Annotated in this window: 27 protein-coding genes; 12 read left to right on the forward strand and 15 right to left on the reverse strand. The window is 68.3% G+C overall.

Features of this window, described 5'->3' with window-relative positions; translation table 11 throughout:
- Positions 1-172: 172 nt before the first annotated feature.
- From K6T36_RS17180 to K6T36_RS17210, 7 genes are all read left to right on the forward strand, one after another.
- Positions 173-1,372: a branched-chain amino acid ABC transporter permease gene (locus K6T36_RS17180; protein WP_222923949.1), complete on the forward strand. Its 1,200-nt coding sequence runs from the start codon at positions 173-175 to the stop codon at positions 1,370-1,372.
- Complete coding sequence (locus K6T36_RS17185) at positions 1,365-2,429, forward strand: 3-oxoacyl-ACP synthase (protein WP_222923950.1); 1,065 nt, start codon at positions 1,365-1,367, stop codon at positions 2,427-2,429. The genes K6T36_RS17180 and K6T36_RS17185 overlap by 8 nt, the downstream gene beginning before the upstream one ends.
- A gap of 95 nt (positions 2,430-2,524) precedes the next feature.
- Entirely contained in the window at positions 2,525-3,718 is a 1,194-nt protein-coding gene (locus K6T36_RS17190) for an outer membrane protein assembly factor BamB family protein (protein ID WP_222923951.1), read from the forward strand.
- A gap of 187 nt (positions 3,719-3,905) precedes the next feature.
- Positions 3,906-5,174 carry an acyl-CoA dehydrogenase family protein gene (locus tag K6T36_RS17195; RefSeq protein WP_222923682.1) on the forward strand — a complete coding sequence of 423 codons (1,269 nt, stop codon included), beginning with the start codon at positions 3,906-3,908 and terminating at the stop codon, positions 5,172-5,174.
- On the forward strand, positions 5,174-6,469 hold the full coding sequence (locus K6T36_RS17200; RefSeq protein ID WP_222923683.1) for an alkaline phosphatase family protein: 1,296 nt from the start codon (positions 5,174-5,176) through the stop codon (positions 6,467-6,469). The genes K6T36_RS17195 and K6T36_RS17200 overlap by 1 nt, the downstream gene beginning before the upstream one ends.
- Positions 6,466-7,938: a hypothetical protein gene (locus K6T36_RS17205; protein ID WP_222923684.1), complete on the forward strand. Its 1,473-nt coding sequence runs from the start codon at positions 6,466-6,468 to the stop codon at positions 7,936-7,938. Before K6T36_RS17200 ends, K6T36_RS17205 begins: the two co-directional genes overlap by 4 nt.
- The gene (locus K6T36_RS17210) at positions 7,935-8,534 is read left to right on the forward strand and encodes an adenylyltransferase/cytidyltransferase family protein (protein ID WP_222923685.1); all 600 of its coding nucleotides are present in this window, start codon (positions 7,935-7,937) and stop codon (positions 8,532-8,534) included. Before K6T36_RS17205 ends, K6T36_RS17210 begins: the two co-directional genes overlap by 4 nt.
- Before the next feature lie 198 nt (positions 8,535-8,732).
- Here the strand turns inward: K6T36_RS17210 and K6T36_RS17215 are convergent, their stop codons facing one another.
- The 6 genes from K6T36_RS17215 to K6T36_RS17240 all read right to left on the reverse strand — a co-directional run bounded on the left by K6T36_RS17215 (position 8,733) and on the right by K6T36_RS17240 (position 13,946).
- Positions 8,733-9,974 carry an RNA-guided endonuclease InsQ/TnpB family protein gene (locus K6T36_RS17215; protein WP_222923686.1) on the reverse strand — a complete coding sequence of 414 codons (1,242 nt, stop codon included), beginning with the start codon at positions 9,972-9,974 and terminating at the stop codon, positions 8,733-8,735.
- A 1-nt stretch (position 9,975) separates the two neighbouring features.
- A complete protein-coding gene (gene tnpA / locus K6T36_RS17220; RefSeq protein WP_222923687.1) occupies positions 9,976-10,380 on the reverse strand; it encodes an IS200/IS605 family transposase in 405 nt (134 codons plus the stop codon).
- Between the two features lie 421 nt (positions 10,381-10,801).
- Positions 10,802-11,581 carry a 2-oxo acid dehydrogenase subunit E2 gene (locus K6T36_RS17225; protein WP_222923688.1) on the reverse strand — a complete coding sequence of 260 codons (780 nt, stop codon included), beginning with the start codon at positions 11,579-11,581 and terminating at the stop codon, positions 10,802-10,804.
- A gap of 6 nt (positions 11,582-11,587) precedes the next feature.
- Complete coding sequence (locus K6T36_RS17230) at positions 11,588-11,899, reverse strand: lipoyl domain-containing protein (RefSeq protein ID WP_222923689.1); 312 nt, start codon at positions 11,897-11,899, stop codon at positions 11,588-11,590.
- Complete coding sequence (locus K6T36_RS17235; RefSeq protein ID WP_222923690.1) at positions 11,896-12,921, reverse strand: alpha-ketoacid dehydrogenase subunit beta; 1,026 nt, start codon at positions 12,919-12,921, stop codon at positions 11,896-11,898. Before K6T36_RS17235 ends, K6T36_RS17230 begins: the two co-directional genes overlap by 4 nt.
- Complete coding sequence (locus K6T36_RS17240) at positions 12,921-13,946, reverse strand: thiamine pyrophosphate-dependent dehydrogenase E1 component subunit alpha (protein WP_222923961.1); 1,026 nt, start codon at positions 13,944-13,946, stop codon at positions 12,921-12,923. The genes K6T36_RS17235 and K6T36_RS17240 overlap by 1 nt, the downstream gene beginning before the upstream one ends.
- Positions 13,947-14,265: 319 nt before the next feature.
- Between K6T36_RS17240 and K6T36_RS17245 the strand changes: the two genes are divergently transcribed.
- Positions 14,266-15,513 (forward strand): sugar phosphate isomerase/epimerase family protein, encoded by a 1,248-nt coding sequence (locus K6T36_RS17245; protein WP_222923691.1) that lies wholly within the window; start codon positions 14,266-14,268, stop codon positions 15,511-15,513.
- Between the two features lie 115 nt (positions 15,514-15,628).
- On the opposite strand, the gene K6T36_RS17250 is transcribed toward K6T36_RS17245, so the two are convergent.
- Positions 15,629-15,841, reverse strand: a complete 213-nt coding sequence (locus tag K6T36_RS17250) for a hypothetical protein (protein WP_222923692.1) — start codon at positions 15,839-15,841, stop codon at positions 15,629-15,631.
- A gap of 134 nt (positions 15,842-15,975) precedes the next feature.
- Between K6T36_RS17250 and fer the strand changes: the two genes are divergently transcribed.
- The gene (fer, locus tag K6T36_RS17255; protein ID WP_222923693.1) at positions 15,976-16,722 is read left to right on the forward strand and encodes a ferredoxin Fer; all 747 of its coding nucleotides are present in this window, start codon (positions 15,976-15,978) and stop codon (positions 16,720-16,722) included.
- Positions 16,723-16,744: 22 nt separating this feature from the next.
- On the opposite strand, the gene K6T36_RS17260 is transcribed toward fer, so the two are convergent.
- The 4 genes from K6T36_RS17260 to K6T36_RS17275 all read right to left on the reverse strand — a co-directional run bounded on the left by K6T36_RS17260 (position 16,745) and on the right by K6T36_RS17275 (position 18,347).
- Complete coding sequence (locus K6T36_RS17260) at positions 16,745-17,116, reverse strand: winged helix-turn-helix domain-containing protein (protein WP_222609471.1); 372 nt, start codon at positions 17,114-17,116, stop codon at positions 16,745-16,747.
- Between the two features lie 434 nt (positions 17,117-17,550).
- Positions 17,551-17,694, reverse strand: a complete 144-nt coding sequence (locus tag K6T36_RS17265; protein ID WP_222923694.1) for a hypothetical protein — start codon at positions 17,692-17,694, stop codon at positions 17,551-17,553.
- Between the two features lie 266 nt (positions 17,695-17,960).
- Positions 17,961-18,101: a hypothetical protein gene (locus tag K6T36_RS17270; protein WP_222923695.1), complete on the reverse strand. Its 141-nt coding sequence runs from the start codon at positions 18,099-18,101 to the stop codon at positions 17,961-17,963.
- 87 nt (positions 18,102-18,188) lie between these two features.
- Positions 18,189-18,347, reverse strand: a complete 159-nt coding sequence (locus K6T36_RS17275) for a DUF7837 family putative zinc-binding protein (protein WP_222923696.1) — start codon at positions 18,345-18,347, stop codon at positions 18,189-18,191.
- Positions 18,348-18,482: 135 nt separating this feature from the next.
- Between K6T36_RS17275 and K6T36_RS17280 the strand changes: the two genes are divergently transcribed.
- The gene (locus tag K6T36_RS17280; protein WP_222923697.1) at positions 18,483-18,923 is read left to right on the forward strand and encodes a hypothetical protein; all 441 of its coding nucleotides are present in this window, start codon (positions 18,483-18,485) and stop codon (positions 18,921-18,923) included.
- A gap of 210 nt (positions 18,924-19,133) precedes the next feature.
- On the opposite strand, the gene K6T36_RS17285 is transcribed toward K6T36_RS17280, so the two are convergent.
- The 3 genes from K6T36_RS17285 to glmS all read right to left on the reverse strand — a co-directional run bounded on the left by K6T36_RS17285 (position 19,134) and on the right by glmS (position 22,015).
- Entirely contained in the window at positions 19,134-19,412 is a 279-nt protein-coding gene (locus K6T36_RS17285) for a winged helix-turn-helix domain-containing protein (RefSeq protein ID WP_222923698.1), read from the reverse strand.
- A 105-nt stretch (positions 19,413-19,517) separates the two neighbouring features.
- Positions 19,518-20,036 (reverse strand): DUF7344 domain-containing protein, encoded by a 519-nt coding sequence (locus K6T36_RS17290; protein ID WP_222923699.1) that lies wholly within the window; start codon positions 20,034-20,036, stop codon positions 19,518-19,520.
- A 164-nt stretch (positions 20,037-20,200) separates the two neighbouring features.
- On the reverse strand, positions 20,201-22,015 hold the full coding sequence (glmS, locus tag K6T36_RS17295) for a glutamine--fructose-6-phosphate transaminase (isomerizing) (RefSeq protein WP_222923700.1): 1,815 nt from the start codon (positions 22,013-22,015) through the stop codon (positions 20,201-20,203).
- 354 nt (positions 22,016-22,369) lie between these two features.
- Between glmS and K6T36_RS17300 the strand changes: the two genes are divergently transcribed.
- Together K6T36_RS17300 and K6T36_RS17305 are read left to right on the forward strand one after the other, a co-directional pair.
- Complete coding sequence (locus tag K6T36_RS17300; protein ID WP_222923701.1) at positions 22,370-23,455, forward strand: glucose-1-phosphate thymidylyltransferase; 1,086 nt, start codon at positions 22,370-22,372, stop codon at positions 23,453-23,455.
- A 123-nt stretch (positions 23,456-23,578) separates the two neighbouring features.
- A complete protein-coding gene (locus K6T36_RS17305) occupies positions 23,579-24,163 on the forward strand; it encodes a DUF7344 domain-containing protein (RefSeq protein ID WP_222923702.1) in 585 nt (194 codons plus the stop codon).
- Positions 24,164-24,376: 213 nt separating this feature from the next.
- On the opposite strand, the gene K6T36_RS17310 is transcribed toward K6T36_RS17305, so the two are convergent.
- Positions 24,377-25,426 (reverse strand): sugar phosphate nucleotidyltransferase, encoded by a 1,050-nt coding sequence (locus K6T36_RS17310; protein WP_222923703.1) that lies wholly within the window; start codon positions 25,424-25,426, stop codon positions 24,377-24,379.
- Between the last annotated feature and the right edge of the window lie 162 nt (positions 25,427-25,588).

Consider the following 25,588-nt stretch of genomic DNA (forward strand, 5'->3'; position numbering starts at 1 on the left):
CGGATCCGCCGGGACGACCGTCGGCGACGGCGGGGAGTCCGTCGACGCGACGGCGGACACCGACGCCGTCGACGGCGCCGTCGACGCCGCGACCGCGATCGAGCGGTACGGGGGCGGGACGGACACCGCGTGGTACCGGCAGTACGCCGAGGACCATCTGGTCCACCTGGTCGTGATACTCGCGTTCGCCGCGTACCCCGGCGTATACGCCCTGCTCGTGAACTCCGGGCTCTCGGCGGAAGTCACCGCCCTGTTGCCCCGGATCGAGACGCTCGTCGTCGTGTTGTTCTTCGCGCTGTTCGCGATGTCGTTCGACTTCATCAGCGGCTACACCGGCTATCTCTCCTTCGGGCACGCGGCGTTCTACGGCACCGGCGCCTACCTCGTCGCGCTCGCGGCCAACGGGAAGATCCCGCTGTTGGGTCCGGAGACACCGTTCATGCTGCTGCTCGTGCTCGCTGGCGTCGCCGCCGCGGTGCTGGCGCTCGCCATCGGGAGCGTGTCGTTCCGCCTGTCGGGCGTCTACTTCGCGATGATCACCCTCGGGTTCTCGCAAGTGTTGTACGTGTTCATGCGAGACTGGGACTTCGTCTCCTCGGCGCCGCGAGACGGCGTCGCGGTGACGGGCACGTTCGAGGGGTTCCGGATCGGCGTCCCCGGCGTCGACGGGCTCTCGGTCGCGATCGGGCAGCTCACGGGCGACTCGATCGAGGGGCTGTTCGGCTTCATCAATCTCTCGCCGACCGAGGTGTCGTTCTACGCCATCGGGGCGGTGGTGCTCGTGTGTTACCTCGCGATGCAGCGGCTCGTCCACTCGCCGTTCGGGCGGACGCTGATCGCGATCCGCGAGAACGAGGAGCGTGCCCGGGCGATCGGGTACAACACCTACGCGTACAAGCTCGGGGCCTTCGTCGTCTCCGGCTTCTTCGCCGGGATCGCCGGCGCGCTGTTCGTCGGGTTCCGGCGCTCGGTGACGCCCGAGAACGGGTTCTACTTCCTCGTCGCCGGCGACGCGCTGTTGGTGTCGATCATCGGCGGGTTCGGCACGCTGGCCGGGCCGCTGTACGGCGAGCTGTTCGACGCGACCGTCCGCGAGTTCCTCTCGAAGGAGGGCGGCGGCGGCGGTTTGCTGCCGTATCTGCGCGCGAACGTCGGCGACGCGACGCTCGCGACCGAGATATACAATGGACTCACGGTCGCCGAGGCCATCGACACGTTCCTGAACGGCCACGCCGCGCTGTACGTCGGCCTGCTGTTCGTCCTGTTCGTGTTGTACGTCCCGAACGGCCTGCTCGGCACCGCCCGCGACCGCATGGGTGGCAGGCTGGCGAAGGCCGTCCCGCGTCACCTCCGGCGGTGGTTCGATGGCTGAGGGGCGGACCGTCGGCCTCACCGGCCTCGGCACGTACGTGCCCGACGAGGTGTTGACCGGGGAGGAGATCGGGGAGATCAGTGGGATCCCCGAGGAGATCGTCATCGAGAAGATGGGCATGCGCGAGAAGCGCGTCTGCCCGCCCGACGACGACCACGTGAGCGACATGTGCGTCGCGGCGGGTCGCGAGGCGCTGGCGGACGCCGGCGTCGACCCGGGTTCCCTCGATCTGGTGCTGTATCACGGCAGCGAGTACAAGGACCACGTCGTCTGGTCGGCCGCCGCGGACGTGGCCGAGCGCCTCGGCGCGGACGACGCCTACGCCCACGAGTCGTACGCGCTGTGTGCGGGCGCGCCGATCGCGATCCGGCACACGGCCGCCCAGCTCCGCGTCGGCGACATCGACCGCGCGCTGCTGGTCGCCGCGAGTCGCGAGGAGGACCTGGTCGACTACGCCGACGGGGACGCGAGCTTCATGTTTAACTTCGGTTCGGGCGCGGCCGCGACGGTTCTGGAGGCCGACCCCGGGGACGACCGGACGCGGGCAGTCGTCCGCGAGTCGGCGGCGACGACCGACGGGGGCTTCTCCCGCGACGTGGTGATGCCCGCGGGCGGGTCGGCGAAGCCGCCGAGCCGCGAGACCGTCGAGACGGGCGAGCACACGCTGACGGTTCCCGACCCGGATGACATGAAGGAACGACTCGCGGACGTGTCGGCGCCGTCGTTCCTGTCGGTCGCCGACGAGGCGCTAACCGGCTCCGGATACGAGCGCGACGACATCGACTTCCTGGCGCTCACCCACATGAAGCGGTCGTTCCACGGGTACCTGTGTGACGAACTCGGCGTCGACGACGGCGGCCAGTACTACCTGGACGACTACGGCCACGTCCAGAGCGCCGATCAGGCGCTCGCACTCCGGGAGGGACTCGACCTGGGACGCGTCGCCGACGGCGACGTGGTCCTCTTTCTCGCGGCGGGGACCGGCTACACGTGGGCGGCGACCGTGTTGGAGTGGACCGTCGCTGAGTCGTCGGCCCCGTCGAAACCTCCGGAGTGACGATCGTGGGACCAACGCGTTCTCCTGTCCGCCGTGAGACGCCGACCGGAGGACGGTGCAGAAGAGATATTGTTCCACGTACGGACGTGTAAACGATGCCCTCCAGACGCGCGGTACTTGCCGGACTCGCCGGCGGAGCCGTCGGCTCCCTCGCGGGGTGTGTGAACACCGCCGGAACCTCAGCGGAGCCGGGAACGGACTCGAATACGGACTGGCCGATGTTCGGCGCGGATCGTCTGCGGTCGGGATACGTTCCCTCGGCGGCCGCTCCACGGTCCGCGCCCGGTGAGCGATTCACGGCCTCGCTCGAGGGAACGCCCATCGGCCAACCCATCGTTGCCGACGGAACCGTCCTCCAGTCGACGTGGTACGGTATCGAGGCGTTCGACGCGGCCGACGGCGAGTCGCTGTGGCGGTTCCGGGACGAGGAACCGGAAGACACGGCCGTCCAGTACCAGCCGCCGGCCGTTCACGACGGGGTCGCATACGTGGGAACGGAATCGGGCCTCGTCGCGCTCGATGCGGGATCGGGCGAGGTGCGATGGCGCGTGGAAACGGACAGTCGGGTCTCGGCACCGCCGGTAGCGGGGTACGACTGGACCCACCTCTACGTCGGGACGGTCGAGGGAACCCTCCTCGACGTGGTGCTCGAGGGAGGGAGTTCCGAACCCCCGGGGACGGTCCAGTGGACGAAATCCGTGTACGGGGAGATCGTCAGGCTCGTCGCTTCGAACGTTGCCGGTGTGACCGCGGGGACGAGTGGCGGGGAGGTGTTCATGGTGTACGACGGCCGTGGGCTCTGGCGCACGAAAGTTCCCGGCGGCGTCACCGCGATGACGGCCGAACGGGGCAACTCGCTGTACGTCGCGACCTTCGGCGGGGGCGTCCTCAAGCTACGAACCGCCGCCCACGCCGGCCGTGTGAGCTGGCACGCCGAGGAGGGACCGGTCGCACAGGGGCTACTCGTTCGTGCCGCCGGCGGGGTCCACGGTGCCGATGGCGGCGGCCTCACGTCGCTGCGTACCGATGACGGAGGCGAACGCTGGACGTTCGACGACGCCGCGAGCAGCGTTCCCGCAGCCGCCGGCGACACGCTGTATATCGGCGGGGAGGACAGAATCCTCGCGTACAAACTCGACGGCGGGACCGGCGTCGGCGGAGCACGGATCGACCCACTGCGGTGGCAGTACACGCACGAGGGCGGGTACGTCTCGGGCGTGAGTGTCGCGGACGGTGCCGTCTTCGCGGCCGTCGGTGACGACGATCGGCGGATCCTCGCGCTGGAGTGATCCGGCGCGATTCGTGAGTGCCCCCTGTATTTGACAGGCCGACTCCTCGAGCTTAGATCCCCGGCAGTCTTCATCGGAGCGGCTCGGGACGTCTCGGACGCGGGGAAACCCGTCAGTCGGAACGATGAACCGGTAATCGGCCACGGTCAAGCCAATACTTATCCACCGGAGTGCGAATCGGTATCATATGACGACGTTCCCAGAGGACGACGCGCTCGCCGGCGAGTTCACGGTTCCCGACGACGTTCGGCCGGTCGTCGATCGCGTCATCGAGTTCATCGAGGAGGAGGTGCTGCCGTACGAGGAGGAACACGCCGAGCACGTCGGCGGCCCCCTGGACTACCTCGACGACGACGGCCTCATGAAGCCCGAGACGCGTGCGATGCAGGAGGAGATCCGGAAGCGCAGCGCCGACGCGGGGCTGTACGCGCTGCATCTCCCCGAGGAGGTCGGCGGCGGCGGCCTCTCGAACCGCGAGCACTTCTACGTCCAGGAGGCGGTGTTCCGCTACGGCACCGGACACGGGTCCAGCGTCGCCCGGGCGATGATGGCGTGGACCGAGGGACCCTCGCCCGCGCTGTTGCATCTCGACGAGGACCAGCGCGAGGAGTGGCTCCGACCGCTCGTCGAGGGGCGGAAGACTGCCTGCATCGGCATCACCGAGCCGGGCGCCGGATCGGACGTGACGGCCATCTCGACGACCGCCGAGCGCGACGGCGACGGGTGGGTGCTCAACGGCGACAAGCGCTACATCACCAATGGACCGTTCGCCGACACCGCCCAGATCCTCGCGAAGGTGGAGGGGGCGGATGGGCCGGCCCACGAGACGATGGGGATGTTCCTCGTCGACACCGACAACCCCGGCTTCGAGGTGGGGCAGCCGAACCTGAACATCATGATGGACGGCATCACCTCCGACGTGCATCTCCGCGACTGCCGGGTCGCCGACGACCAACTCGTCGGCGAGGTGGGCGACGGCCTGCCGCTGGCGCTGTCGTGGGTGAACTGGCGCCGCGCCGGACGGGCCGGGATGTGTGCCGGGATGGGGCGGTACCTCCTCGACCGGATGCTCACGTACGCGAAAGAGCGCGAGACGTTCGGCGAGCCCATCGGCACCAATCAGGCCGTGCAGTGGCCCATCGTCGAGACGGCGACGGAGATCCACGCCGTCCGCGAGTTCGGGACGGCACTGCTGGGCGCCTACGACGCGGAGGCGAACCTCCACGACCTCAGCCAGCCGGCGACCGCCCGGCGGAAGCTCTCGATGCTGAAGTACTACCCCGAGGACCGGCTGTTCGACTGGGCCGACCGCGCGATCCAGGTGCTCGGCGGCTACGGCCTCATGCGAGCCGGCGGGGTCGAGCGCGTGTTCCGGGTGGCGCGCAACCTCCGGATCCCCGCGGGGACGACGGAGGTACAGAAACGAACCATCGCGAAGACGCTCGGCCTGGAGTGATGCGCGGGAGGGATCGCTCCATCCTGCTGCTCCTGCTCGACGGCGCGGCCGACCGGCCGGCCCCCGAACTGGACGGGCGGACGCCGCTTGAGGCCGCGGAGACGCCGAACCTCGACCGGCTCGCGACCGCCGGGATCAACGGGACGATGCACGTCGCCGACCCGGGCGTCCCGCTGTCGAGCGATCTCGCACACACCCGACTGTTCGGCTACGACCCCGAGGAGGTACCGGGGCGAGGCGTGCTTGAGGCACGAGGCTTCGGCCGCGACCCCCCCGCCGGCAGCGTCGTCTGCTCGGCGTCGTTCGCGTCGCTGGATCCCGAGACCGGAACGCGTGTCTCGGACCGCCATCTCGCGAGCGACGCCGCCGATTTCCCCGCGCTCGCGGACCGGGCCGGCGTCGCCACCGTCGACGTGCCGGTGGTCGAGGGCTGCACCGCGAGCTTCGAATACACGTGGAAGAACCGGGGACTGGTGACGATTACTGCGGACACGGTGGTGTCGCCGGCGGTCACCGATGTCGACCCGTTCGAGGAGGGGCTTCCGGTCGTCGCCAGCGAGCCGACACGCGACGCGGAGCACCGGGCCGCCGCCCGGCGGACCGCCGACGCGCTGCGGACGTACACGCGCTCGACACGGTCGGCGCTTGCGGACGCGCCGGGGCCGGCGGACGTGGTGCTCTCGAAGTGGGCCGGCACGGCGACGCGTGTCGAGTCGTTCCGGCGGCGCCACGGCTTGGAGGCCGCGAGCGTGACGCCCAAGCCGGTGTTGACGGGGCTGGCTCGGACCCTCGGGATGACCCACGTCGACCCGCCGGAGGGGTACGACGACCGGGCGGACCTCGCGCTCGACACGCTCGCCGACCACGAGTTCGTCCACGTCCACTATCCGGAGCCCGACGAGGTGTCCCACGCCGCCGGTCCCGAGGAGAAGCGCGACGAGTTGGCGTCCATCGACGCGTCGCTCGCGCCGGTGGTCGAGCGCGCGCTGGAGGACCCGGAGCTGGTCACCGTCGTCACCGCCGACCACACCACGCCGAGCACGGAGGACGTGGTCCACTCCGGGGAGCCTGTGCCCGTGACGATGGTCGCCGAGCCCGTTCGCGTCGACGACGTGGACGCGGTCGGGGAGCGTCCGGCCGCCAATGGCGGGTTCCGGGACGTGCGCGGTCGGGAGCTGTTGAAGACCGCGCGGGCGGCCGCCGACCGTGTCATGCTCGACGGGCTGCGTCGGACGCCGGCGGTCCGTGACTACCCGACGACGGAGGTGACGCCGCTGTGGCCGCGCGAGGAGTGAGCTGGAGCCGGGCCGTCGCCGACGGTGGACGGGACCGCGACCGATCGGCCGGAGCACCCAGCGTCACGCCGGCTGCCGGGGCAGATCCGCGGCGATGCGGCTGTGCCGGCAAGACTCCACTCGACCGGGTGGTGTTGCCGGCACGCGACCGCATCCGCGACGCGCTCAACGAGACGAGCGTCCGGCTGGGAACAGACTCCGACGCGGCGATCCTCCGGAATCCGACCGCCATCGACCCGACCGACCGGGCGGTCGACACGGTCGCGCTCGGTGAGGAACAGCCCACAGCCCCGTTATCAGGCGACGCGGGGGGCGGTCCCGTCGTGACGCTCGCGTGTGCGTTCGTCGGCGACGACCTCGCGGACCCGGACGCCCTCGGCGACGCGCTGGCGACCGCCTACGCCGGCCTCGACGGGCCGGTCGTGACGATCGGGAAGGGCCACGCCGTGCAGATCCCCGACCTCGATGGCGGCCTCCTCTGGCTCGAACACCTCCGGCAGGGAGGCGACAGTGGCAGCGACCGCGACGGCGACAACGACGGCGATAGAGGCAACGTCGGAAGGGCCGACGCCGGATTCGGTACCGAGTCCGCGGGGTTCGTCGCGGCGAACGTCGACGCGATCCACGCGTTTCCGGAGCTGTCGCCGCCGGAGCAGGCTCGGATCGCCGCCCTCAACGCCTGCAACGACGTGTACGCCGCCGGGGCGACTGCCGACCGCGTCGTCCGGCCGATGGTCGCCGTACCCGCCGGCGTCGACCTGCCGCCGTCGCGGGCGACCGACTGGTACCGCGCCGGGGTTCCGAACGAGGTGTCGGTGCTGCCTGCGTCGGTGCTCACCCACGGCGGCGAGAGCTGGCTCTTCGGCGCGAGTGTCACCGCCGGCGGCAACGTCGACCCGACCGGGTCGCCGCTCCCCGACGACTGCGATGTACTCTTGACGCGTCCGCTCGGGGGTTTGGCGGCGTTCGCACTCGGTCAGATCGACGGCGGCCGGGGCCTCCGCGAGTTGGGGCGGGACCGACTCACGCGGGACGCCCGACCCGTCGCCGAGGTGCTAGCCGCGTGTCGACCGGAGCCCGACGAGCCGTTCGATCCAGCGCGACACCTCGCTCGCGTCACCGACGTGTCCGGGGAGGGGATCGGCGGCGTCGGCCGCCTGGTCGCCGGCGAGGGACGGTCGCTTCGGCTCGACCGACTTCCGCTCCTGCCGGGAGTCGCCGACGCGGCAGCGGGAGGATGGACGATCCCCGACGCGACCGTGGAGACGAACGGCCCGTTCGCGGCGATCGGAACGCCGAGCGCCCTGGCGCGAGCGAGCGAGCGACTTCGGAGCGTCGAGGGCGCCGACCCCGTCCGGGTCGGTACGCTCGACCGCGGCGACGCGCCGATCCGCGACGCCACCGGCGGCGACCCGGCGCGGTTCATCGAGGCGGCCGCGCGCTGGCCGGCCGCGGGGGAGGACCGGTGACCGTCGGCCACGTCCACGGCCGCTTCCAGCCGTTCCACGACGGCCACCTCGCGTACTGCGAGTGGGCCGCCGAGGAGTGTGACGAGCTGATCGTCGGGATCACGAACGCCGACCCCGCACACGTCGCCCACGAGACGGCCGACCCGGAGCGCGACGACCCGCGGAACAACCCGTTCCGCTACCACGAGCGCCACCGGATGGTGAGCGACGCGCTGGCGGCCGCGGATCTGGGCGTCCCCGTTCGCGTGCTCCCGTTCCCGATCAACCGCCCGGAGCTGTGGGAGCACTACGCGCCGCCGGACGCGCTGCACCTCCTCCGGGTGCTCGAACCGTGGCACGAGGTGAAGGCGGACCGTCTGCGCGAGCACGGGCGAGCCGTGCGGACGATCGAGGCCGAGCGCACGGTGAGCGGAACGGCGATCCGCGAGTCGATGGCCGCCGAGGACGACGGACGCGGTGCACGGGACAGCAACCGACAGGATGCCACGTCCGACGCCAGCGCCGGTCGCTGGCGTGAGTCGGTGCCGCCGCCCGTGGAGGCCGTGATCGACGACATCGACGGCGCGGCGCGCGTGCGGTCGTTAGTCGACGAGTGACCGGCGGTGACGTTCGACAGGTGAGCGCCGGCTACGGCGTTCCCGACTCGGATCCCGCTCGGTACTACCGAAGACTGTCGGGAAAGATGTCGGATGGAATGTCGTCAGTCAGCACGATGTTCGGTTCGATGAGGTCGGCGTTCGCCTCGGTGAGAAACTGTTCGAGACACCCCTCGCACAGTTGTGAACTACCCTACCCTACTCGCTCACGGCTGACGCCGTTCGCTCCTTGAGGGAAGGGCTTCCTGTTTCCACGACGCGCTTTGCAGATACAGGTGTATCCACAGGGAGCGCAGTCTCCACAGGCGTTGATTCGGAGTATCCCACTCCTATATCTTCGAGGCCACGAGAAAGAATGTTCCACGCCGCGTTTGCGTCCCTATCCGCTGCAAACCCGCAGGCGGGACAGGAGTGTTCACGGACCCACAGCGGCTTGTCCGTCGAGACACCGCACGACGCACACTCCTTGGTTGTCCCTCTCGGGTTGACCGCTACGAAGTGCGTTCCTTCGCGTTCGCACTTGTATTCGAGCAACGAGAGGAACGTCCGCCATGCGGCAGACGCGGTGTTGCGGCTGTTCGACGACGACTCCACCATCCCCTTCACGTTCAGATCTTCGACTGCCACGAGGTCGTACTCCCGAGCGTAGTAGTTCGAGAGCTTGTGCAAGAAGTCGCGGCGCTTCCGTCGGAGGGCCGCGTGACACTCTGCAACGCGCCGTCGTTGCTTCTCGTAGTTGACAGAGCCGTGTTGCTTCCGCGAGAGCGTCCGTTGCTCGCGTTCCAAGCGTTCTCGTTCGGCGGAGAGGTCGAGCGACCCGACTGCCGTGCCGTCGGTGTCGTGGGCGTACGTGAGAATCCCTACGTCGATGCCGACGCACCGCTCGGGATTCTCGGGAGTCTCAGGCGGTTCGCGATCCATTTGGACGCCGAAGGTGGCGAACCACTCGCCCGTCGGTTCCTTCTTGACCGTGACCTGTTTGAGCGCCGCCTCGTCGGGGATGGTACGGTGGAGTCGAATCGGAATATCCGCGAGTTTCGAGAGCGACAGCACAGTCTGACCGCCCTTCTTGTCAAGCTTGAAGCCAGACTGACTGTACGTGAAACTGCGGAACTCCCGTGGCGGCTTCCACTTGAGTTGACCGACGCCGTAGCCGTTCTTCTTGAGCGCGGAGAGGCCTTTCAGGTTGTCGAACAGGCGTTCCACGACGGTTTGGAGAACCTTCGAGTACACGTCCGAGAGGCCATCCCACCACGTCTTGAGGTCGGGTAGTTCCGACCGCAGGGTGGTCATGGACGGCAATTCGCCGTGTTCGTCTTGGTACTCGTTGAGGCGGTAGCGCGTGTGGTTGTACAGTTGCCGACAAATGTCTCGGTGGCGGTCCAACTCCTCACGGTGGGCGTCGGACGGCTTGAGGCGGTACTTGTAGGCGTAGTACATTCTACTCGCGTTGGTTCTCGACGTACTGGTTCAGCACATCCAGCGACACCTGCCCCGTCGAGATGAGGCAATACGAATCGTTCCAGAACGAGTCGCCCCACAGGTCGGTCTTCAGTTCGTCCGCGTACTCGTTGCGGATACGGCGGGCGGTCGCGCCCTTGACCGTGTTGATGAACTTCACGAGGTCTGTGGTGGGTTTCGCTCGGAACAAGATGTGTACGTGGTCGTCCTCGCCGTCGAGGTTCGTCAGTTCGACGCCGTAGTTGTCCGTGAACCCGCTGATGACCTCGTGAATGAATTGGGTTCGCTCCTCGGTGAGCACTCCGCGCCGATACTTCGTGGTGAGTACCAGGTGATAGTGCAGGGAATACGTCGAGTGCGCTCCCGAGTCGAGGTCGTATTCCATTGGGTTCAGTTAAGACTATACTATCCTACTGCAAAAACATAGCGACTGCGTGGGCCTGTAGGTCTGTAACCGTAGTCTGTATGAAAATTGTGCGGTGCTGTATCCCCTCCCTGCTCGCGTCTCCCATTCGGTCGGCGCTCGCTGAGGAAGGGGGCTTAGCGCCTCAATCCAGCAAACTCCGTCGTCCGCTCCTCCCCGCCCTCAGGAGAAAACCGCAGCGTGTAGTGGTCGCAGTCTCCGATTCCACAGTGAACACATGTCATCTCAACCGGATAGGAGGCATATAGTATAAATAATTTTATATTAGTTCATATACCCATCATTTATCCCTAGATACGGATCGTCCCCAGTGCCGTCTGATAGCCTGAAAGTTGTCTGGAGAAAATGATAGTATTGAGGCGGTACGGCCCCCCGTCCGTGGTCATCCCTCGAACAGCTCGTCCGGCTCCTCGATCACGGTCGCGAGCGTCCGCAGGAACCGTCCCGCGTCGGCGCCGTCGACGACGCGGTGGTCGAAGCTCAGGTCCAGGGGGAGCTGCCGGCGGAACACGACGGCGTCGCCGTCGTCGTCCGGACGAACCGCCCGCTCCCGCACGGCGTTCACCCCCAGGATCGCGACCTGCGGGGGGTTGATGATCGGCGTGAACGAGTCGACCCCGAGCGGGCCGAGGTTCGAGACGGTGAACGTCCCGCCGCGGAGGTCGGCCGTGTCGTAGTCGCCGGCGCGCACGCGATCGACCAGCGCCGTCCGTCGGCGGTGGATCTCAGCGATCGACAGCGACCCCACGTCGGCGAGGACGGGCGCGACGAGCCCCTGGTCGAGGTCGACGCCGTATCCGAGGTTGTGCTCCTCGTACACGCGATGGGTGCCGTCCTCGAACGTGGCGTTGAACGAGGGATGTCGCTCCAGCGTCGCCGAGACCGCCGCCAGCACCGCGTCCGAGGGCGAGAGGTCGACGCCGTGGCGGTCGCCGGCGGCGTCGGCCGCCTCGAACAGCGCCTCCGCGTCGACGACGCGCGTCGCCGTGACGTGAACCGCCTCGCTGTAGCTCTCGTGAAGCCGACGCGCGATCGTCCGCCGCATCGGGCTCGGCGTGTGCTCCTCGGCGACGGTGCGAGGCGCCGGCTCGTCTCGCGGAGCGTCGGCCGCGTCGCCGCCGTCCGTACGGACGGGCGGTGAACTCCGGCTGTCCGATGGCATCCGCGATCACCCCTCCGGTTCCACGTATCCGAGCACGTCCCCGCGGTCGAACTCGCCGTCCTCGTCGACGACGACCTCCGCGAGCGTCCCCGACGCGGGTGCGGGGACGTCCACGTCGACCTTCTCGACCTGGAACTCGGCGATCCGGTCGCCCTCCGACACCCGGCTCCCCTCCGAGACGAACCAGTTGAGCAGCAGTCCCACGTCGTCGTCCGTGTCGCCGGGCCACAGCGCCCCGCTGTCAACGGGGACACGGTCGGCGCCGCCGTCGGTGGCCGTGGGGTGAGCCCAGTCGGCGTGCGGATCGCTCCGGCTCATTCGCCGACCGAGCGGACCGCCTCGGCCACGTCCTCGGCGCCGGGGATCACCGCGTTCTCCATCGGCCGCGAGTACGGGATGGGCACGTCGGGAACGGCGACGCGCTCGACGGCTTCGAGCGCCTCGATGTCCGACTCGGCGACGCTGGAGATGATCTCGCCCGTGACGCCGTACGACTGGTAGTCCTCGTCGACCACGACGAGGCTGCCCGTCTTCCGCACGGACTCCACCACCGTCTCGCGGTCCAGGGGCTTCAGCGTCCGGAGGTCGATCACCTCCGCGTCGATCCCCTCGTCGGCGAGGGTCTCGGCGGCCTCCAGCGCGCGATGGACGTGCAGGCCGAGCGTGACGACCGTCACGTCGTCGCCCTCGCGTTTCACGTCGGCCTTGCCGAAGGGGATGGTGTACTCCTCCTCGGGGACGGGCGTCTTCGGCCCGTCGGGGGCGGGCATCCAGCCGATCCCCATGAGCCGCTTGTGGAACATGTAGACGACCGGGTCGTCGTCGCGGATGGCGTTGTGCATGAGGCCCTTGGCGTCGTACGCCGTCGAGGGGACGACCACCTTCATGCCGGGGAGGTGCGCGAACGTCCCGTACAGCGTCTGGGAGTGCTGGGCGGCGTCGTTGTACGTGCCGCCGACGGCGGTGGTGAGCACCATCGGGACGCTGAACGACCCCCCGCTCATGTAGGTGTTCTTCGCCATCTGGTTGTAGATCTGGTCCATCGCGACGCCGAAGAAGTCGACGAACATCAGCTCGGCGATGGGGCGCATGCCCGCCTGTGCGGCGCCGACGGCCGCGCCGAGGTACGCCGTCTCGCTGATGGGTACGTCCATCACGCGGTCGCGCCCGAACTCGTCGAGCAGCCCCGTGGTGGAGTCGAAGATGCCGCCGTAGTCGGCGACGTCCTCGCCCATGTAGAACACCTCCTCGTCGGCGCGCATCTCGCTGGCGATCGCCTCGACCATCGCGTCGCTCATCGTCGCGGTACGTCCAGTCTGCTGTTGTTCCTGGGAACTCATCAGTCGTCACCTCCTGCGGCCGCGCCGGCGTCGGAGAACTCCGGCTCCTCGTCGGTCACGCCCGATGGCGGGTTCGTGAACACGTGGTCGTGGGCCGCCTCCGGCTCGGGCAGCGGCTGTTGTTTCGCCCACGTGACCGCCTCGTCGACCCGCTCGGCCGCCCGGTCGCGGATCTCCTCCAGCTCCTCGTCGTCGATGCCGAACTCGCGCATGTCGGCCGCGAGGCGCTCGATGGAGTCGCGTTCGGCCGCACGCTCCTGATCCTCCTCGGGGCGATACGTCTCCGGGTCGCCCATGAAGTGACCCATCCGGCGGTGGACCTGCACCTCCAGCACGGTGGGTCCGTTGCCGTCGCGGGCCCGCCCGACCGCCTCGGCGCCGGCTTCGTACACCGCGCGGGCGTCGTCGCTGTCGACGCGGACGCCGTGCATGTCGAAGCCGTCAGCGCGAGCGGAGCCGTCCTGCGGGCTCGTGACGCGCTCCTTCGGCATGCTGATCGCCCAGTCGTTGTCCTCGATGACGAACACGACCGGCAGGTCGTGGACGCTCGCCATGTTGAGCGATTCCAGGAACCCGCCCTGGTCGATCGCGCCCTCGCCGAGGTACGCGACGGCGACGCTGTCGGTGTTTCGCTTCTTCGCGGCCATCCCCGCGCCGACGGCGGGCGGGCACCCCTGCGCGATGATCCCGCTGCACGCGAAGTTCACGTCCGGGTCGAACAGGTGCATGTGCCCGCCCTTCCCGTGGCACAGCCCCGTCTCCCGGCCGAAGATCTCCGCGGTCATTCGCTTCAGGTCGACCCCCTTCGCGATGGCGACGTGGTGCGGTCGGTGCGGGGCCGTCACCGTGTCGTCGTCGCGGAGGTGGTGGCACACCCCCACCGCGGCCGCCTCCTGTCCGGCCGCGAGGTGGAGTTCGCCGGGAATGTCGCCGGCGCTGATGTCGAACCCCGGCCGTTTCCCCTCCATGTACTCCTCCTGGAGGCGTTCCTCGTAGAGGCGCGCCGTTACCATGTCCTCGTACATCCGCCGCAGTTGGTCCGGGCTAGCTGTTGGCATGCTCCGCGTCAACTATCCACGTATCACCATATCAAGGTGACCCCAGATTGCCACGTGCGGGCACGTTTGCCCCGAATGGCGTCATCTCGCGGGCGTCAGCGGTTCCGATGCGTTCCGGGTGCCAACGCACAGCAACTCGTAGCCGCCCGAAACGAATCGGGGAGGCGAACGGACGGAATCGCCAACTACCCTTTTCGGCGCTCACGTCGGTGTGTAACGTGTCACACAGTTATCGTGTGTGACGCGACGCGATGCGACCCGAACGAGGTCACGGAGTGACGACACCATGCCACCGAAACGACGAGACGTACTCAAGGCGACGGGTGGAACAGTCGCGCTCGGCGCGGGCGCCGCGGGAATGGACGAGGCGCTTGCGGAGGACGTCGACCGAGCGCAGGAAGTGAGACAGCAACAACAACAGCCCGATGTCGACGTGCTCGCGTCCTACTGGGCACACGCCGGCGACGTGAAGCCGTTCACGGGACGCCAGTGGAGTCCCTGGGATCTGGAGAACCGCGTGGAGATGCTCGCGGAGGTCGGCTTCACGGGGATCGGCCTGTTCCACGACGACATCCAGCACATGGTCGAGGAGGAGGGTCGGACGCTCGAAGGGATCGGGGAGACGATACGCGACGCCGGGATCGACACGATCGAGTTGGAGTTCCTCGTGAACTGGCTCCTCCCGGAGGACGACCCGCGACGGCAAGCCGAGGAGGAGACGAGACAGCTCCTCCTCGATGCAGCGGAGGCGATGGACGCGCGCCACATCAAGATCGGGAACATCAACGGCTACCCGGTGGAGACGGACGACCTCGCCGACCGATTCGCGGCGTTCTGCGAGGAGGCGGCCGAAGTCGACACGCTCGTCGGGATGGAGATCCTGCCGCCGGACCCGAACTCGCAGACCCTCGACCAAGCGCTGGAGTGGGTGAGCGGTCCGGAGAACGGCGGCCTGTTCCTCGACACCTGGCACATCACGACCATCGAGACGATCGACTACGACGACGTGGCGGCGCTGTCGGCCGAGGACATCACCGCCGTCGAGATCGACGACGGCTTCACCGACACCGGCCGCGGCGGCTTCGTCGAGAACACCGTCAACATGCGTCGGGTGCCCGGCTACGGCGACTTCGACGTGCAGGGGTTCGTCGACGCCTGTCGCGAGGCCGGCTTCGCGGGGCCGTGGGGCAACGAGATCCTCTCGGAGGAGTACCGCCGGCGCGGGATGGAGAGCGCGTACACCCACACCTACGAGGGCGCGCTCTCGGTTCTCGGCGACGCGGCCGACGGAACGGACGACGAGGACGACGAGACGGAGGAGCCGACCGACACCCCCGAGGAGACGCCCGAGGGGACCGAGACGCCGAACGGTACCGAAACGGGAACGCCCGAGGGGACAGGGACGCCGAACGGAACCGAGACGGGAACACCCGAGGGAACCCCGACGGGAACGCCGGACGGAACGCCGACCGGGACCGAGAACGGGACGCCGACGGGGACGCCCGACGGCACTCCGACCGGAACGCCGGAGTAGACCGTCGACCGGATCGGGCCGAGCGCCGACTGCGGGCGGAAGCGACCGCCGCCGGTCGGTGCCGGCCCTCGACACGTCGGGCTCGTCCGCCGACCGAACACCGAGTAGAAACCGCCTACCGAGGCACGAACGACGTGCACTCGCTGCCGTGACCGGGTTTCCTCCTGTCGACCTCGCGTACAGTCTTGCTCCACGTCGTCGGCGTCCGCTGGGAGGTGATCTCGACCGTCGAGTCGTCGAGCGGCGACGGATTGGCGGTGGTCGACGACGACGCGCCGTTCACAACTGCCGGGAACGCGCGGGAACCGGGGACCTCTGACAGTTCCATCCCGACCACTCCCGGGTTCCCGCGCGTAGTAGTGCGCGAGTCGACATATTCTCGCGGTGGTCGTGCGTCGGCTGCGTCCACGACGGGTCGCCGCGGGGAACGGCGTTATATGTCCCTCGTTCCTACCAAGTGGCGTGGATTCTCCGTACGACGTACTGGGGCTCGACGCCGACGCCGACGATACGGAGATCGAACGCGCCTATCGACGGCGAGTGAAGGAGGCGCATCCGGACCGGGGCGGCTCGTTCGAGGAGTTCCAGCGCGTCCGCGAGGCGTACGAGGCAGCGATCTCGGGAACTGCGGTCCCGGCCACAGACGCCGTCCCCGAGAGTAACGGGGCGGAACCGCCCCGGGAGGAACCGGGGGTGGCGGAGTCGGGGGGCAACAAGAGTACCGACCCGGCCGATCGAACCGGCGGGGAGCGCGGAAACGGCACCGCGAACGGGTCCGAGGCGACGACCACCCGCGTGGAGTATCTGAACTACGAGGTCATCGCCGATCACGGGTGGGAGATCGACGACGACGACCTCTTCGAGACGGCGTCGGACGCCGACCTCGACACGGACGACTACGGGATGTTCCTCGCGGAGCCGGGCGAGACCCTCCTCGAAGCGGCCGAACAGCGCGGGTTCGCGTGGCCGTTCGCCTGCCGCGGCGGCGCCTGCGCGAACTGCGCCGTCGCGGTCGTGGAGGGCGAACTCGACAGCACCGTCGACAACGTGCTCACCGACGACCTCCTCGACCGTGGGTTCCGGCTCTCGTGTATCGGGCGGCCGGTTTCCGAGACGCTTCGCGTCGTCTACAACGTCAAGCACCTCCCCGGGCTCGAGGACCTGCGCCTGCCGGCCGACCGGTTCGAGCGCGCGCGTGCCGACGACTGACCGGTCGACGCGGGGAGCCGCCTCACAGAGTCAGCTTGAGAACGGGCGCGTCGACGGCGTGCATCGTCGGCTCCGCGCCGAAGCTGACGACCAGCGTTTCGACGGGGCGCGAGTACTCGCTGGCGTGATGGCCGCCCTCGCTGACGCGAGTCGTCTCCTCGACGAGCGGGGTGTCGACCAGTTCGTTCACGCAGCGGTACACCGTCGAGAGCGGGATGTCTCCGGCCGCCTGGAGCTCCTTCGCGGTCAGCGGGCCGTCCTCCAGCGCCCGGACCACCGTGCGGCACGCCTCGCTATCGAGGGCGTCGAACAGCCGGGCCGTCTCCGCGGGCGACGCGTGGACCACCGGCGTCTCGATGCCGGTCGCCGGATCCGACGCCGTCGAACGGGTCACTGCCCACCCCGCTGGAGCACGTGCTCAACGCCGGTACGTGGGGCCGGTGTCGGTCGACGACGGGTCGTGACCTGGGTGACACGCCACATACAACGGAATCGACCAAGCGCCCCGTTAGTTATACACCCGTACAATCGCGGTATTGTGTCGTTTCGACCCGTACGACGGCGGATCCGGTCGCCGGCGACTGGGCGACCGTCACCACGGTCTCCGATCGATGGCGCGCCGGCGTCCTCTACGACGACACGAAAAAAGCGGTCTCTGGTACGCGACCGCGACCCTGGCCGGTTCGACGGTCGATTCGACACGTCGATCGATTCGCCCGCTCGGGAGGGCGGTGTCACGGAGACACACCGGTTAGCGACGATGGCGTCGGTCAACCGCGTGTGGGTGCCCCGTTCCCGTTGTAGCGAGTTCCCGCCCCTGTCACGTAGTTAGCGCCGCGTGGGCGCCTCCTCTTGCTCGTCGGAGTCCTCCTCGGACTCCGGCTCGAGGAAGTGCGGTCCGCGCTGGTAGCGCGGCGTCGCGGCGAACTTACGAATCCGTTCCTGCTCTTCGTCCGTGATCCAGTTCGGCACGGACCGTGATACCACCATATAGGATAAAGTAATAGTCAGGGTAGCCGAGAGTAGCGCGTCGTTAAACAGGGGGTAGAAACCCGAGATCGCCGGTACACGTCTGTTCCACGGCCGCGAGAACGATTCCAGTGGTATGGTTGAGCCTCGTCGAGGACGGATGTCGCCGGGATCGGAGCTGCGGGTCGTAGCACCCGCCTACCGATCCTCCGGACGACGGGTCGATACCGTTCGTGTCCGGACGCCGCGTCGGGGCTTTCGTCGGCCGTTCAGCTCCCGTACTCGTCGGCCAACTCCGGTCGGGTGCGTCGCTCGACGACGCGAGCAATAACCAGGACGATCGCTGCGATGACCGCGAACGCGAGGGGTTTCTTCGACATTGCGGTCGGTTCCAGGACGACGCCACCCATCGTTATACACCCGATAGCGGGGACGACCCCTGTCGGGCTGCGTCGCCGATCGGCATCCCTTGTAGCCGCCGGTCGACGGTCGACCGATCACTCGGGATGGACGACCTCGTCGCACTCCCGACAGGTCGCGAATAGCAGCGGCCAATCGCCCTTCCGGTAACTGATCAGGTGGCTTGCGCGCGGAATCGACCGCCCGCACAGCGGGCACGCGCCGAGCGCGTCGTCGCCGGGAGCACGGAGCGCCATGGCGGTAGACTGCTCGGGGTGTCCTTTGTTAGTACACGACAACCGCCTCTGACGGACCCTGGGAACCGGTTCGGTCGTGGCGGGACCACGAACAGGCCTCATAACGAACGGCCACGGTCGCGTAGTTCGGAACGAATGCGCCGAACCGGCCGGGGCGATCAGGTCGCACCGGGGGTGAAGGATGCGGACGCGATCGTCGAGACCGACCGCAGCGTCGGGGCGGTCACGACGGCCGGCGTGCTGGGACTGACCGTAACGAAATCCCTCGACCTCGGCACGACGGTGATCGGCCTCGGTGTGTCTCCGGCGATCGGCGAGCGCAACCCGATCGCGGCGGCGGCGATCGTCCAGTGGGGCGTCGTGCCCGGGCTGCTCGCGGTCGGACTGCTCACGGTCGGTCTCACGGTCCTCCTCGTCGAGGGAGGGTTCGGGCTGGCGACCGGCCATGCCCGGGGCGACGGCGGATCGTCCGCCCGAACCGGACGGCTCATCTGTTACTGGGTCGGCTGCGCATGCAACCTCGCGATCGCGGCGCACAACGTCGTGGTCATTCTGGCCGTCGCGTTCCCACCGTGAATGGGTCTGTGAGGCCGTCTATCCGACCCGTACGCCGTCCGGTAAGATCGGCGTGAATTCTGTCGGTCCTCGCGATACGTCCGACTAACAAAGCCGCCGGAGGAAATACACATGCTCGGGGGAGACACAGCACGGCCCCATTCCCATTCCCCTGGCATCCAACACCTGCTCCTCTCCTCCCCCGTTTTTACCCGAGCCGCGAGCGCGCGGTCACTCCGCGAGGTCCTTCGTACTGATGTCGGCCCACACCTCCTCCCCGGCGGAGGTGATGCCGTAGACGCGCCCCTTTCGGCGCTCCTCCGGGACGAGCAGCTCGACGAGCCCCTTCTCTCGCAGCGACCCGAGCGCCCGGGAGACGTGCGACACGGACAGCTCCACGTCCTCGGCGATCCGCGTCGGCGTCGCCGGACCCTCCGCGAGGCGTCCCAGGACGACCACACGGTGGTCGGAGCTGATGACGTAGCCGATGACGTCCCAGTCGGTGGTCACGGGCGATCACCCGTGTGCGATACTTCGGGGGCGGTCTTCGACGCGAGTGCGGCCGTCGTCGAACGGACGGCGGCGGGAGCGTGTGTATTCACGGTTTGATGGTGGTTATCCGCGGGAGCGTTCATACAGGTACTGTGCGGCGACGACGGCGCCGAACGCCGCGAACACGAGCAGGCCGACGACGTTGAGTGTCGTCTGTGGGATCGTTCCGGCGGCCATGGTCGCGACGCCGTAGACCACGAGACCGACGACGGCGAGCCCCAGGTAGATCGCCTGCCACGGGATCTCGCGCCGGTCTTCCTCCGGGAGATAGGCGTCGAGCGAGGAGACGTTCGAGGTGAGCGACACCAACCCCGACTCCTTGTCGTACTCGACGATACCCGACTCCTCGAGCTTCGGGATGTGCGTCTGGTACAGCGAGACGTACACCCGCTTGATCTGCTGGTCGGTCAGCTCCTCCACGGGGAGATCGTTCTCCCAGGCCGCGACGCGGTCGGAAAGCTCGCTGAGCGGAATCGGCTCCCCCTCCTCCCGGAGCAAGTAGATGACGAACCGGCGCCTGCCGTTGCTCAGGATGTCGTAGACCTCGTCCCTGCTGAGTGCGTCTGTGTTTGTGCTCGACATCTACTCGGGGGTCTCCGCGGTTCACCACCTCGGCCCGCCCGGGCTGTCGGCGCCGGGGAGCCGCGACGGAACGCGCCCGACGGCGGTCGGGGGCTGCGATCGCGTTCGTCGTCGCTCGCGGGGGTCGATACGTACCGTGTTCGGACATCCGCGGTCTCCTCCCGTCACTCTACCGTCACACTCTTTGCCAGATTGCGGGGTTTGTCGATCGACCGATTCAGGACGTTCGCCACGTAGTACGAGACGAGTTGCAGCTGGACGTTCGCGAGGATTCCCGCGACGTCCGGATGTGTCTCCGGGACGGCCAGGAACTCGTCGACGGCGGCGGCGACGTTGTCGGCCGACTCGGGGGCGACGCCGATCACCGGCGCACCGCGCGAGCGGACCTCCTCGACGTTGTTGAGCGTCTTCCTGTCGTGTTTTCCGGAGAACACCGCGACGACGGGCGTCTCCGATGTCACCAGTGCGAGCGGGCCGTGTTTCAGCTCGCCCGCGGAGAACCCCTCGGCGTGCTCGTAGGAGATCTCTTTGAGCTTCAGCGCCCCCTCACGCGCGACCGGGTACGCGACGCCGCGGCCGATGAAGAAGTGCCCGTCGCTGCCGGCGTACCTGTTCGCCAGCGACGACGCCGTCGAGTCCCGGATCACCCGATTGACCAGGTCCGGGAGCTCCTGCAACGCCGACAGGACCGCCTCGCTGTCCTCGCTCGGTGTTCCCGTGACGTCGGCCACGAGCCGCTCGATGACGAGCGCCAGCGTGGCGACCTGCGAGGAGAACGTCTTGGTCGCGGCGACGCCGATCTCCGGGCCCGCCCGGATGAACAGCGCCTCGTCTGCCTCGCGGGCGGCCGTCGATCCGACGACGTTCGTCACCGCGAGCGTCCGCGCCCCGCGCGCGTTCGCGCTCCGCAACGACGCGAGCGTGTCAGCCGTCTCGCCGCTTTGGGTGACTGCGATGACGAGCGTGTCCTCCGAGACCGGCGCCGGCGTCGTGGCGTACTCCCCTGCCGTGAACGCGTGCGCGGGGATGCCGCGGTCCCGGAGGAGCTGTTGTGCGTACATCGAGGCGTGATGTGAGGTTCCACACGAGAGGAAGTGGACTTCCGAAACGCCGTCGAAGGCTCCCGCCGGGAACTCCTCGAGGTCGACGCGACCGTCGTCGGTGATCCGGCCGTTGATCGTTCGCTCCAGCGCCTCCGGCTGCTCGTTGATCTCCTTGAGCATGTAGTGGTCGTAGCCGCCGCGCTCGGCGTCCTCCGACCCCCAATCGACGGTGTCTATCGGCCGGGAGACGGGGTCGCCGTCCACGTCGGTGATCGAGTGTTCGCCGGGGGTGAGCCGGACGACGTCGCCGTCGTGGAGATACACCACGCGTGACGTGAACTCGATGAACGACGGCACGTCGCTGGCGAGGAATCGACGCCCGTCGTCGACGCCGAGCACCAGGGGCGAACCCTGCCGGGTCGCGAAGATCGCCTCGGTCCCGTCGATCAGGGCCGCGATGGCGTAGCTCCCCTCCAGGCGGTCGACAGCTGCCCGAAACGCCGCCTCGGGGGGCTTGCCAGCGGCCAACTCGCTCTCGATGAGATGGGGGATCACCTCCGTGTCGGTCTCGCTGGTGAACAGGTGTCCGGCCGCCGAGAGTTCGCCGCGGAGCTCGGCGTAGTTCTCGATGATCCCGTTGTGCACGACCGCGACGGATGCGGTACAGTCGGTGTGCGGGTGAGCGTTCTCGTCGGTCGGCGCTCCGTGCGTGCTCCACCGTGTGTGGCCGACGCCGAACTCCCCGCGGAGGTCGACGCCGTCGACCTCCGCGACAAGCTCGTCGATGCCGCCCTCGCGCTTGTGGACGCGAACGCCGGCGCCGTTGAGCGTGGCGATCCCGGCGGAGTCGTAACCTCGGTATTCGAGGTTCTTCAGCCCGGTAAGCACGGTATCGACGACATCGTCGTCGCCGACGCAGGCGGTAATCCCGCACATCAGCGATCGCCCGCTCCCCGGCGACGTACTCCGGTATTCCCGTGATTACTCGGCGCGTGTTCCTCCTGGCGTCGTGCCGTCAGTCCGGCGCGGTGGCGTGTACAGATCATGGTCAGGCCGAACGGATAGCGTCCGGGGTAACATGCGCCAATCCCGGCAGTCGGGCATTGTTATTAGGCTGTTACGTCCAAATAGCGGCGGTTGCGCGTCTCTAACGCCGAAATACGACCGATCTCGTTCGGGACCGGATCCGGCGAGGAACGAGCGAGTGATCGAAATGGGCAGTGGGCTGGTACCTAACCGCACATATAATCTCTATAACAATACAAGTAGGTCCGACAGTAACAGCCGGGTATGCTCGGGGTACTTGCGTCGGGAGGGGAGATCGGAACCGCGTACGCGCCGTCGACATCCGCAGCGCAGGTGTCGGTCGCCGGAACGCCGGTGGCCGTCCGCGTCGCCGACTCGATGGTTCGTGCCGGCGTCGACGAACTCCTCGTTACGGGCGTCGAACCGACCGTCCAGCGGCGGCTACTCGACCGGTACCCGGAGATAGTGACGACTGAACGGGCGGATCCGCCGACCGCGCACGACCGCGTGGTCCGGCTGCCCGCGACCGCTATCGTCTCCCCGGGCGCGCTCGACGCGCTCGGGCGCCGGAACGCCGCCTACCTCCGGCGCCCCGGGGAACCGCTACCGCCGCTCGACGGCCCGGAAGTCCGTCCGCTTCTGGTACCTACGGACGCGTTCGAGGGTCGCCCGCCGACGGCGGCGGTCGAGGTCGCACGGGAGCTCGCGACCGACGCGGCCATCGACCCGATCGAACACGAGCACGTCGCCGACGTGCGCCGCCCGTGGGAGTACCTCGACGCGACCGAGTGGATGCTCGCGGGAACGACCGGCTCGGCCGGGTTCGCGGGGATCGAACCGGATCGCTCCGGCGAGATCCACCCCGATGCGGAACTCACCGGACCGATCGCCGTCTGCGAGGGCGCGACCGTGCGCTCGGGGGCCGTCATCGAGGGGCCGGCCCTCGTGATGCCCGGCGCGACGGTCGGACCGAACTGTTATGTGAGGGCAAACAGTTTTATTTCAAATGACACAAAGATAGGGGCAGGCGTGGAACTCAAAAACAGCGTCATCATGAACGACGCGAACGTTCCCCACCAGAGCTACGTGGGCGACAGCGTCGTCGGCCCGCGCGCGAACGTGGGCGCCGGCTCGCTCGTGGCGAACCTTCGTCACGACGGCGAGCAGGTGACGCTGACGCACGCCGATCGCCGCGTTCGAACCGGGAGACGGAAGTTCGGCGCGGTGATCGGCGAGGGAGCGAAGCTGGGGATCGGAACCCGCCTCAACGTGGGGACCGTCGTCGGGGCGAACGCGACGACGGCACCCGGGGAAGTCGTCCGCAGGGACGTCACGACGGAGGATCCGTAACCATGCGATCTGGGATCGCAGCCGCGGACGAACTCGAGCGGAATCGACACGCAGACGGAACCGAGCCAAACCACGAAAATGGTCAACACAACCCACGCGACAACGACGACGGAGGAGCCGACGATGACCGCTGAGTCGACGACGCAGCCAGAGATCGAACCGGAACACGAGATCGATGCCGATGACGACGACGAACGAGAAACCGAGCCGGACCCGTTACCGCTGGATCTGACCTTCGAGATCCTGAAGAACCAACGCCGGCGACTCGTGTTGAGTCACCTCAGATCGGTCGACGGCGAGTCGACGATCGGCGAGCTCGCCGAACACATCGCCGCGATCGAGAACGACTGCGACGTGCAGGCGCTCGGCGCCCAACAGCGCAAGCGCGTGTACATCGGGCTGTACCAGTGTCACCTCCCGAAGATGGACGATGCGGGGGTCATCGACTTCAACCAGAGCCGGGGTCGGGTCGAACTCGAACCGGAGGCCGGGCCGCTGTACGAGTATCTGGTCGACGAGGACGACGAGGACGAGGGATCCGAGTCCGAATCCGTCGATCCGCGACCGTACGGCGCGGCGACGGTCGGCGTCGGCGCGCTCTTCGGCGTCGCGCAGTTCATGGGGCATCACCTCCTGGCGAGCGCGTTGATGTTCGGGTTCCTGACGGCCGTGCTCTATCTCGGTCGTCGATCGTTGACGAGCGAGTAACCTCGAAACCGGAACGCGAGTAGTCGCCTGGGGGCCGACGACTCGACCGCGAGGCCGGACCGTTCTCCCACGGACGCTATCCCGACGAGCGGCGGCGCTGGTGAGGGATCGACTGAGCGGACACTACCCGGTGAGCGACTGGACCGGTACGACCGACGGTCAAACCGCATGAGCCGCGCGAAACGGGACGGAAAACCGGCGAACGACGAGTCCTCAGTAGCCGAGTGCCGACTCCAGTGGGCTGTGCGTGGCAACGACCGACGTGGTCTCGCCGGACTGGTGCGTCCCGGAGACGCACGCGCCCGTGGAGAGGTCACACCTGGGTCCGAGGACGACCCCGTGGAGGATGACGCGGGACCCGACCCGCGCGCCCGGGAACAGCACCGATCGCGTCAGCTCCGCCTCAGGGCCGACGCTCGCGCCCGCGCCGACGACGCTCGGACCGCGGATCACCGCGTCGGCCTCGATCACGGCGTTCGCGCCGATCATCGCGGGGCCGTGGACGGTCGCGTCGTCGGCGACGCTGGCGCCGGGTGCGACGTACACGCCGTCGCCCCAGTGGTCGCCGTCCTCCACGGGGACCCCCTCGGCGAGCACGAGTTCGTTCGCCCGGACGAAGTCGTCCGGGCGCGCGACGTCCAGCCACCGGGAAGTCGTCACGGCCGCCACGTCGCACTCGGCGATGAGGGACTCCACCGCGTCGGTGATCTCGTACTCCCCGCGGCTGCTGCGCGGGACATCGAAAGCGTCGCACATCGACTCCGGGAAGACGTACGCGCCCGCGTTCGCGAGATCAGTCGGGGGGTCGTCGGGCTTCTCGACGATGCCCGTGACGCGCGACCCGTCCGTCGAGAGGACGCCGTACTCGCGCGGGTCGTCGACGCGGTGGGCCAACACCGCGGCGTCGTGATCGAACAGGCGGGCGATCGCCTCGGCCTCGAACAGGTTGTCGCCGTTGAGGACGGCGAAGCGGCCGTCGATGTACGGCGTCGCACAGCGAACTGCGTCGGCGGTGCCCGCCGGCGGATCCTGCACGGCGTACGTCACCGGAACGCCCCGGTAGCTGTCGCCGAAGTACTCTCGCAGGTGTCCGTCGCCGTCCCCGACGACGAAGATAAGGTCGTCGGCGCCGCCGGCGACGGCCGCGTCCGCGACGTGTGCGACGAGCGGGCGGTCCCCGACGGGAAGCATCGGCTTCGGCGTGATCCGCGAGAGCGGCCGCATTCGGGTGCCGCGCCCGGCCGCCAGTATCACTGCGTGCATGACGACCGAAGGCAGGAATGGGGCGTCCCTTGTTATGGGCAGACAACGAGAGCTCGCGCCGGTTAGGTGGTCGTGTACCGGTGGCGGACGTCGGGAGTGTCCCCCGAACGTGTTCAGGACTATTGAGGATGATCGGCCGGGAGGGGAGATGAGAGGGGAAAG

It is taken from the genome of Halobaculum roseum, assembly GCF_019880245.1.
Classification (GTDB): domain Archaea; phylum Halobacteriota; class Halobacteria; order Halobacteriales; family Haloferacaceae; genus Halobaculum; species Halobaculum roseum.

Excerpts from the sequence above, each read along its gene's own strand:
- K6T36_RS17185 (WP_222923950.1), top strand. The coding sequence starts at position 1,365 with ATGGCTGAGGGGCGGACCGTCGGCCTCACCGGCCTCGGCACGTACGTG.
- K6T36_RS17190 (WP_222923951.1), top strand. The coding sequence starts at position 2,525 with ATGCCCTCCAGACGCGCGGTACTTGCCGGACTCGCCGGCGGAGCCGTC.
- K6T36_RS17195 (WP_222923682.1), top strand. The coding sequence starts at position 3,906 with ATGACGACGTTCCCAGAGGACGACGCGCTCGCCGGCGAGTTCACGGTT.
- K6T36_RS17200 (WP_222923683.1), top strand. The coding sequence starts at position 5,174 with ATGCGCGGGAGGGATCGCTCCATCCTGCTGCTCCTGCTCGACGGCGCG.
- K6T36_RS17215 (WP_222923686.1), bottom strand. The coding sequence starts at position 9,974 with ATGTACTACGCCTACAAGTACCGCCTCAAGCCGTCCGACGCCCACCGT.
- tnpA (WP_222923687.1), bottom strand. The coding sequence starts at position 10,380 with ATGGAATACGACCTCGACTCGGGAGCGCACTCGACGTATTCCCTGCAC.
- K6T36_RS17225 (WP_222923688.1), bottom strand. The coding sequence starts at position 11,581 with ATGCCATCGGACAGCCGGAGTTCACCGCCCGTCCGTACGGACGGCGGC.
- K6T36_RS17230 (WP_222923689.1), bottom strand. The coding sequence starts at position 11,899 with ATGAGCCGGAGCGATCCGCACGCCGACTGGGCTCACCCCACGGCCACC.
- K6T36_RS17235 (WP_222923690.1), bottom strand. The coding sequence starts at position 12,921 with ATGAGTTCCCAGGAACAACAGCAGACTGGACGTACCGCGACGATGAGC.
- K6T36_RS17240 (WP_222923961.1), bottom strand. The coding sequence starts at position 13,946 with ATGTACGAGGACATGGTAACGGCGCGCCTCTACGAGGAACGCCTCCAG.
- K6T36_RS17245 (WP_222923691.1), top strand. The coding sequence starts at position 14,266 with ATGCCACCGAAACGACGAGACGTACTCAAGGCGACGGGTGGAACAGTC.
- K6T36_RS17250 (WP_222923692.1), bottom strand. The coding sequence starts at position 15,841 with ATGGAACTGTCAGAGGTCCCCGGTTCCCGCGCGTTCCCGGCAGTTGTG.
- K6T36_RS17270 (WP_222923695.1), bottom strand. The coding sequence starts at position 18,101 with ATGGGTGGCGTCGTCCTGGAACCGACCGCAATGTCGAAGAAACCCCTC.
- K6T36_RS17275 (WP_222923696.1), bottom strand. The coding sequence starts at position 18,347 with ATGGCGCTCCGTGCTCCCGGCGACGACGCGCTCGGCGCGTGCCCGCTG.
- K6T36_RS17280 (WP_222923697.1), top strand. The coding sequence starts at position 18,483 with ATGCGCCGAACCGGCCGGGGCGATCAGGTCGCACCGGGGGTGAAGGAT.
- K6T36_RS17290 (WP_222923699.1), bottom strand. The coding sequence starts at position 20,036 with ATGTCGAGCACAAACACAGACGCACTCAGCAGGGACGAGGTCTACGAC.
- glmS (WP_222923700.1), bottom strand. The coding sequence starts at position 22,015 with ATGTGCGGGATTACCGCCTGCGTCGGCGACGACGATGTCGTCGATACC.
- K6T36_RS17300 (WP_222923701.1), top strand. The coding sequence starts at position 22,370 with ATGCTCGGGGTACTTGCGTCGGGAGGGGAGATCGGAACCGCGTACGCG.
- K6T36_RS17305 (WP_222923702.1), top strand. The coding sequence starts at position 23,579 with ATGACCGCTGAGTCGACGACGCAGCCAGAGATCGAACCGGAACACGAG.
- K6T36_RS17310 (WP_222923703.1), bottom strand. The coding sequence starts at position 25,426 with ATGCACGCAGTGATACTGGCGGCCGGGCGCGGCACCCGAATGCGGCCG.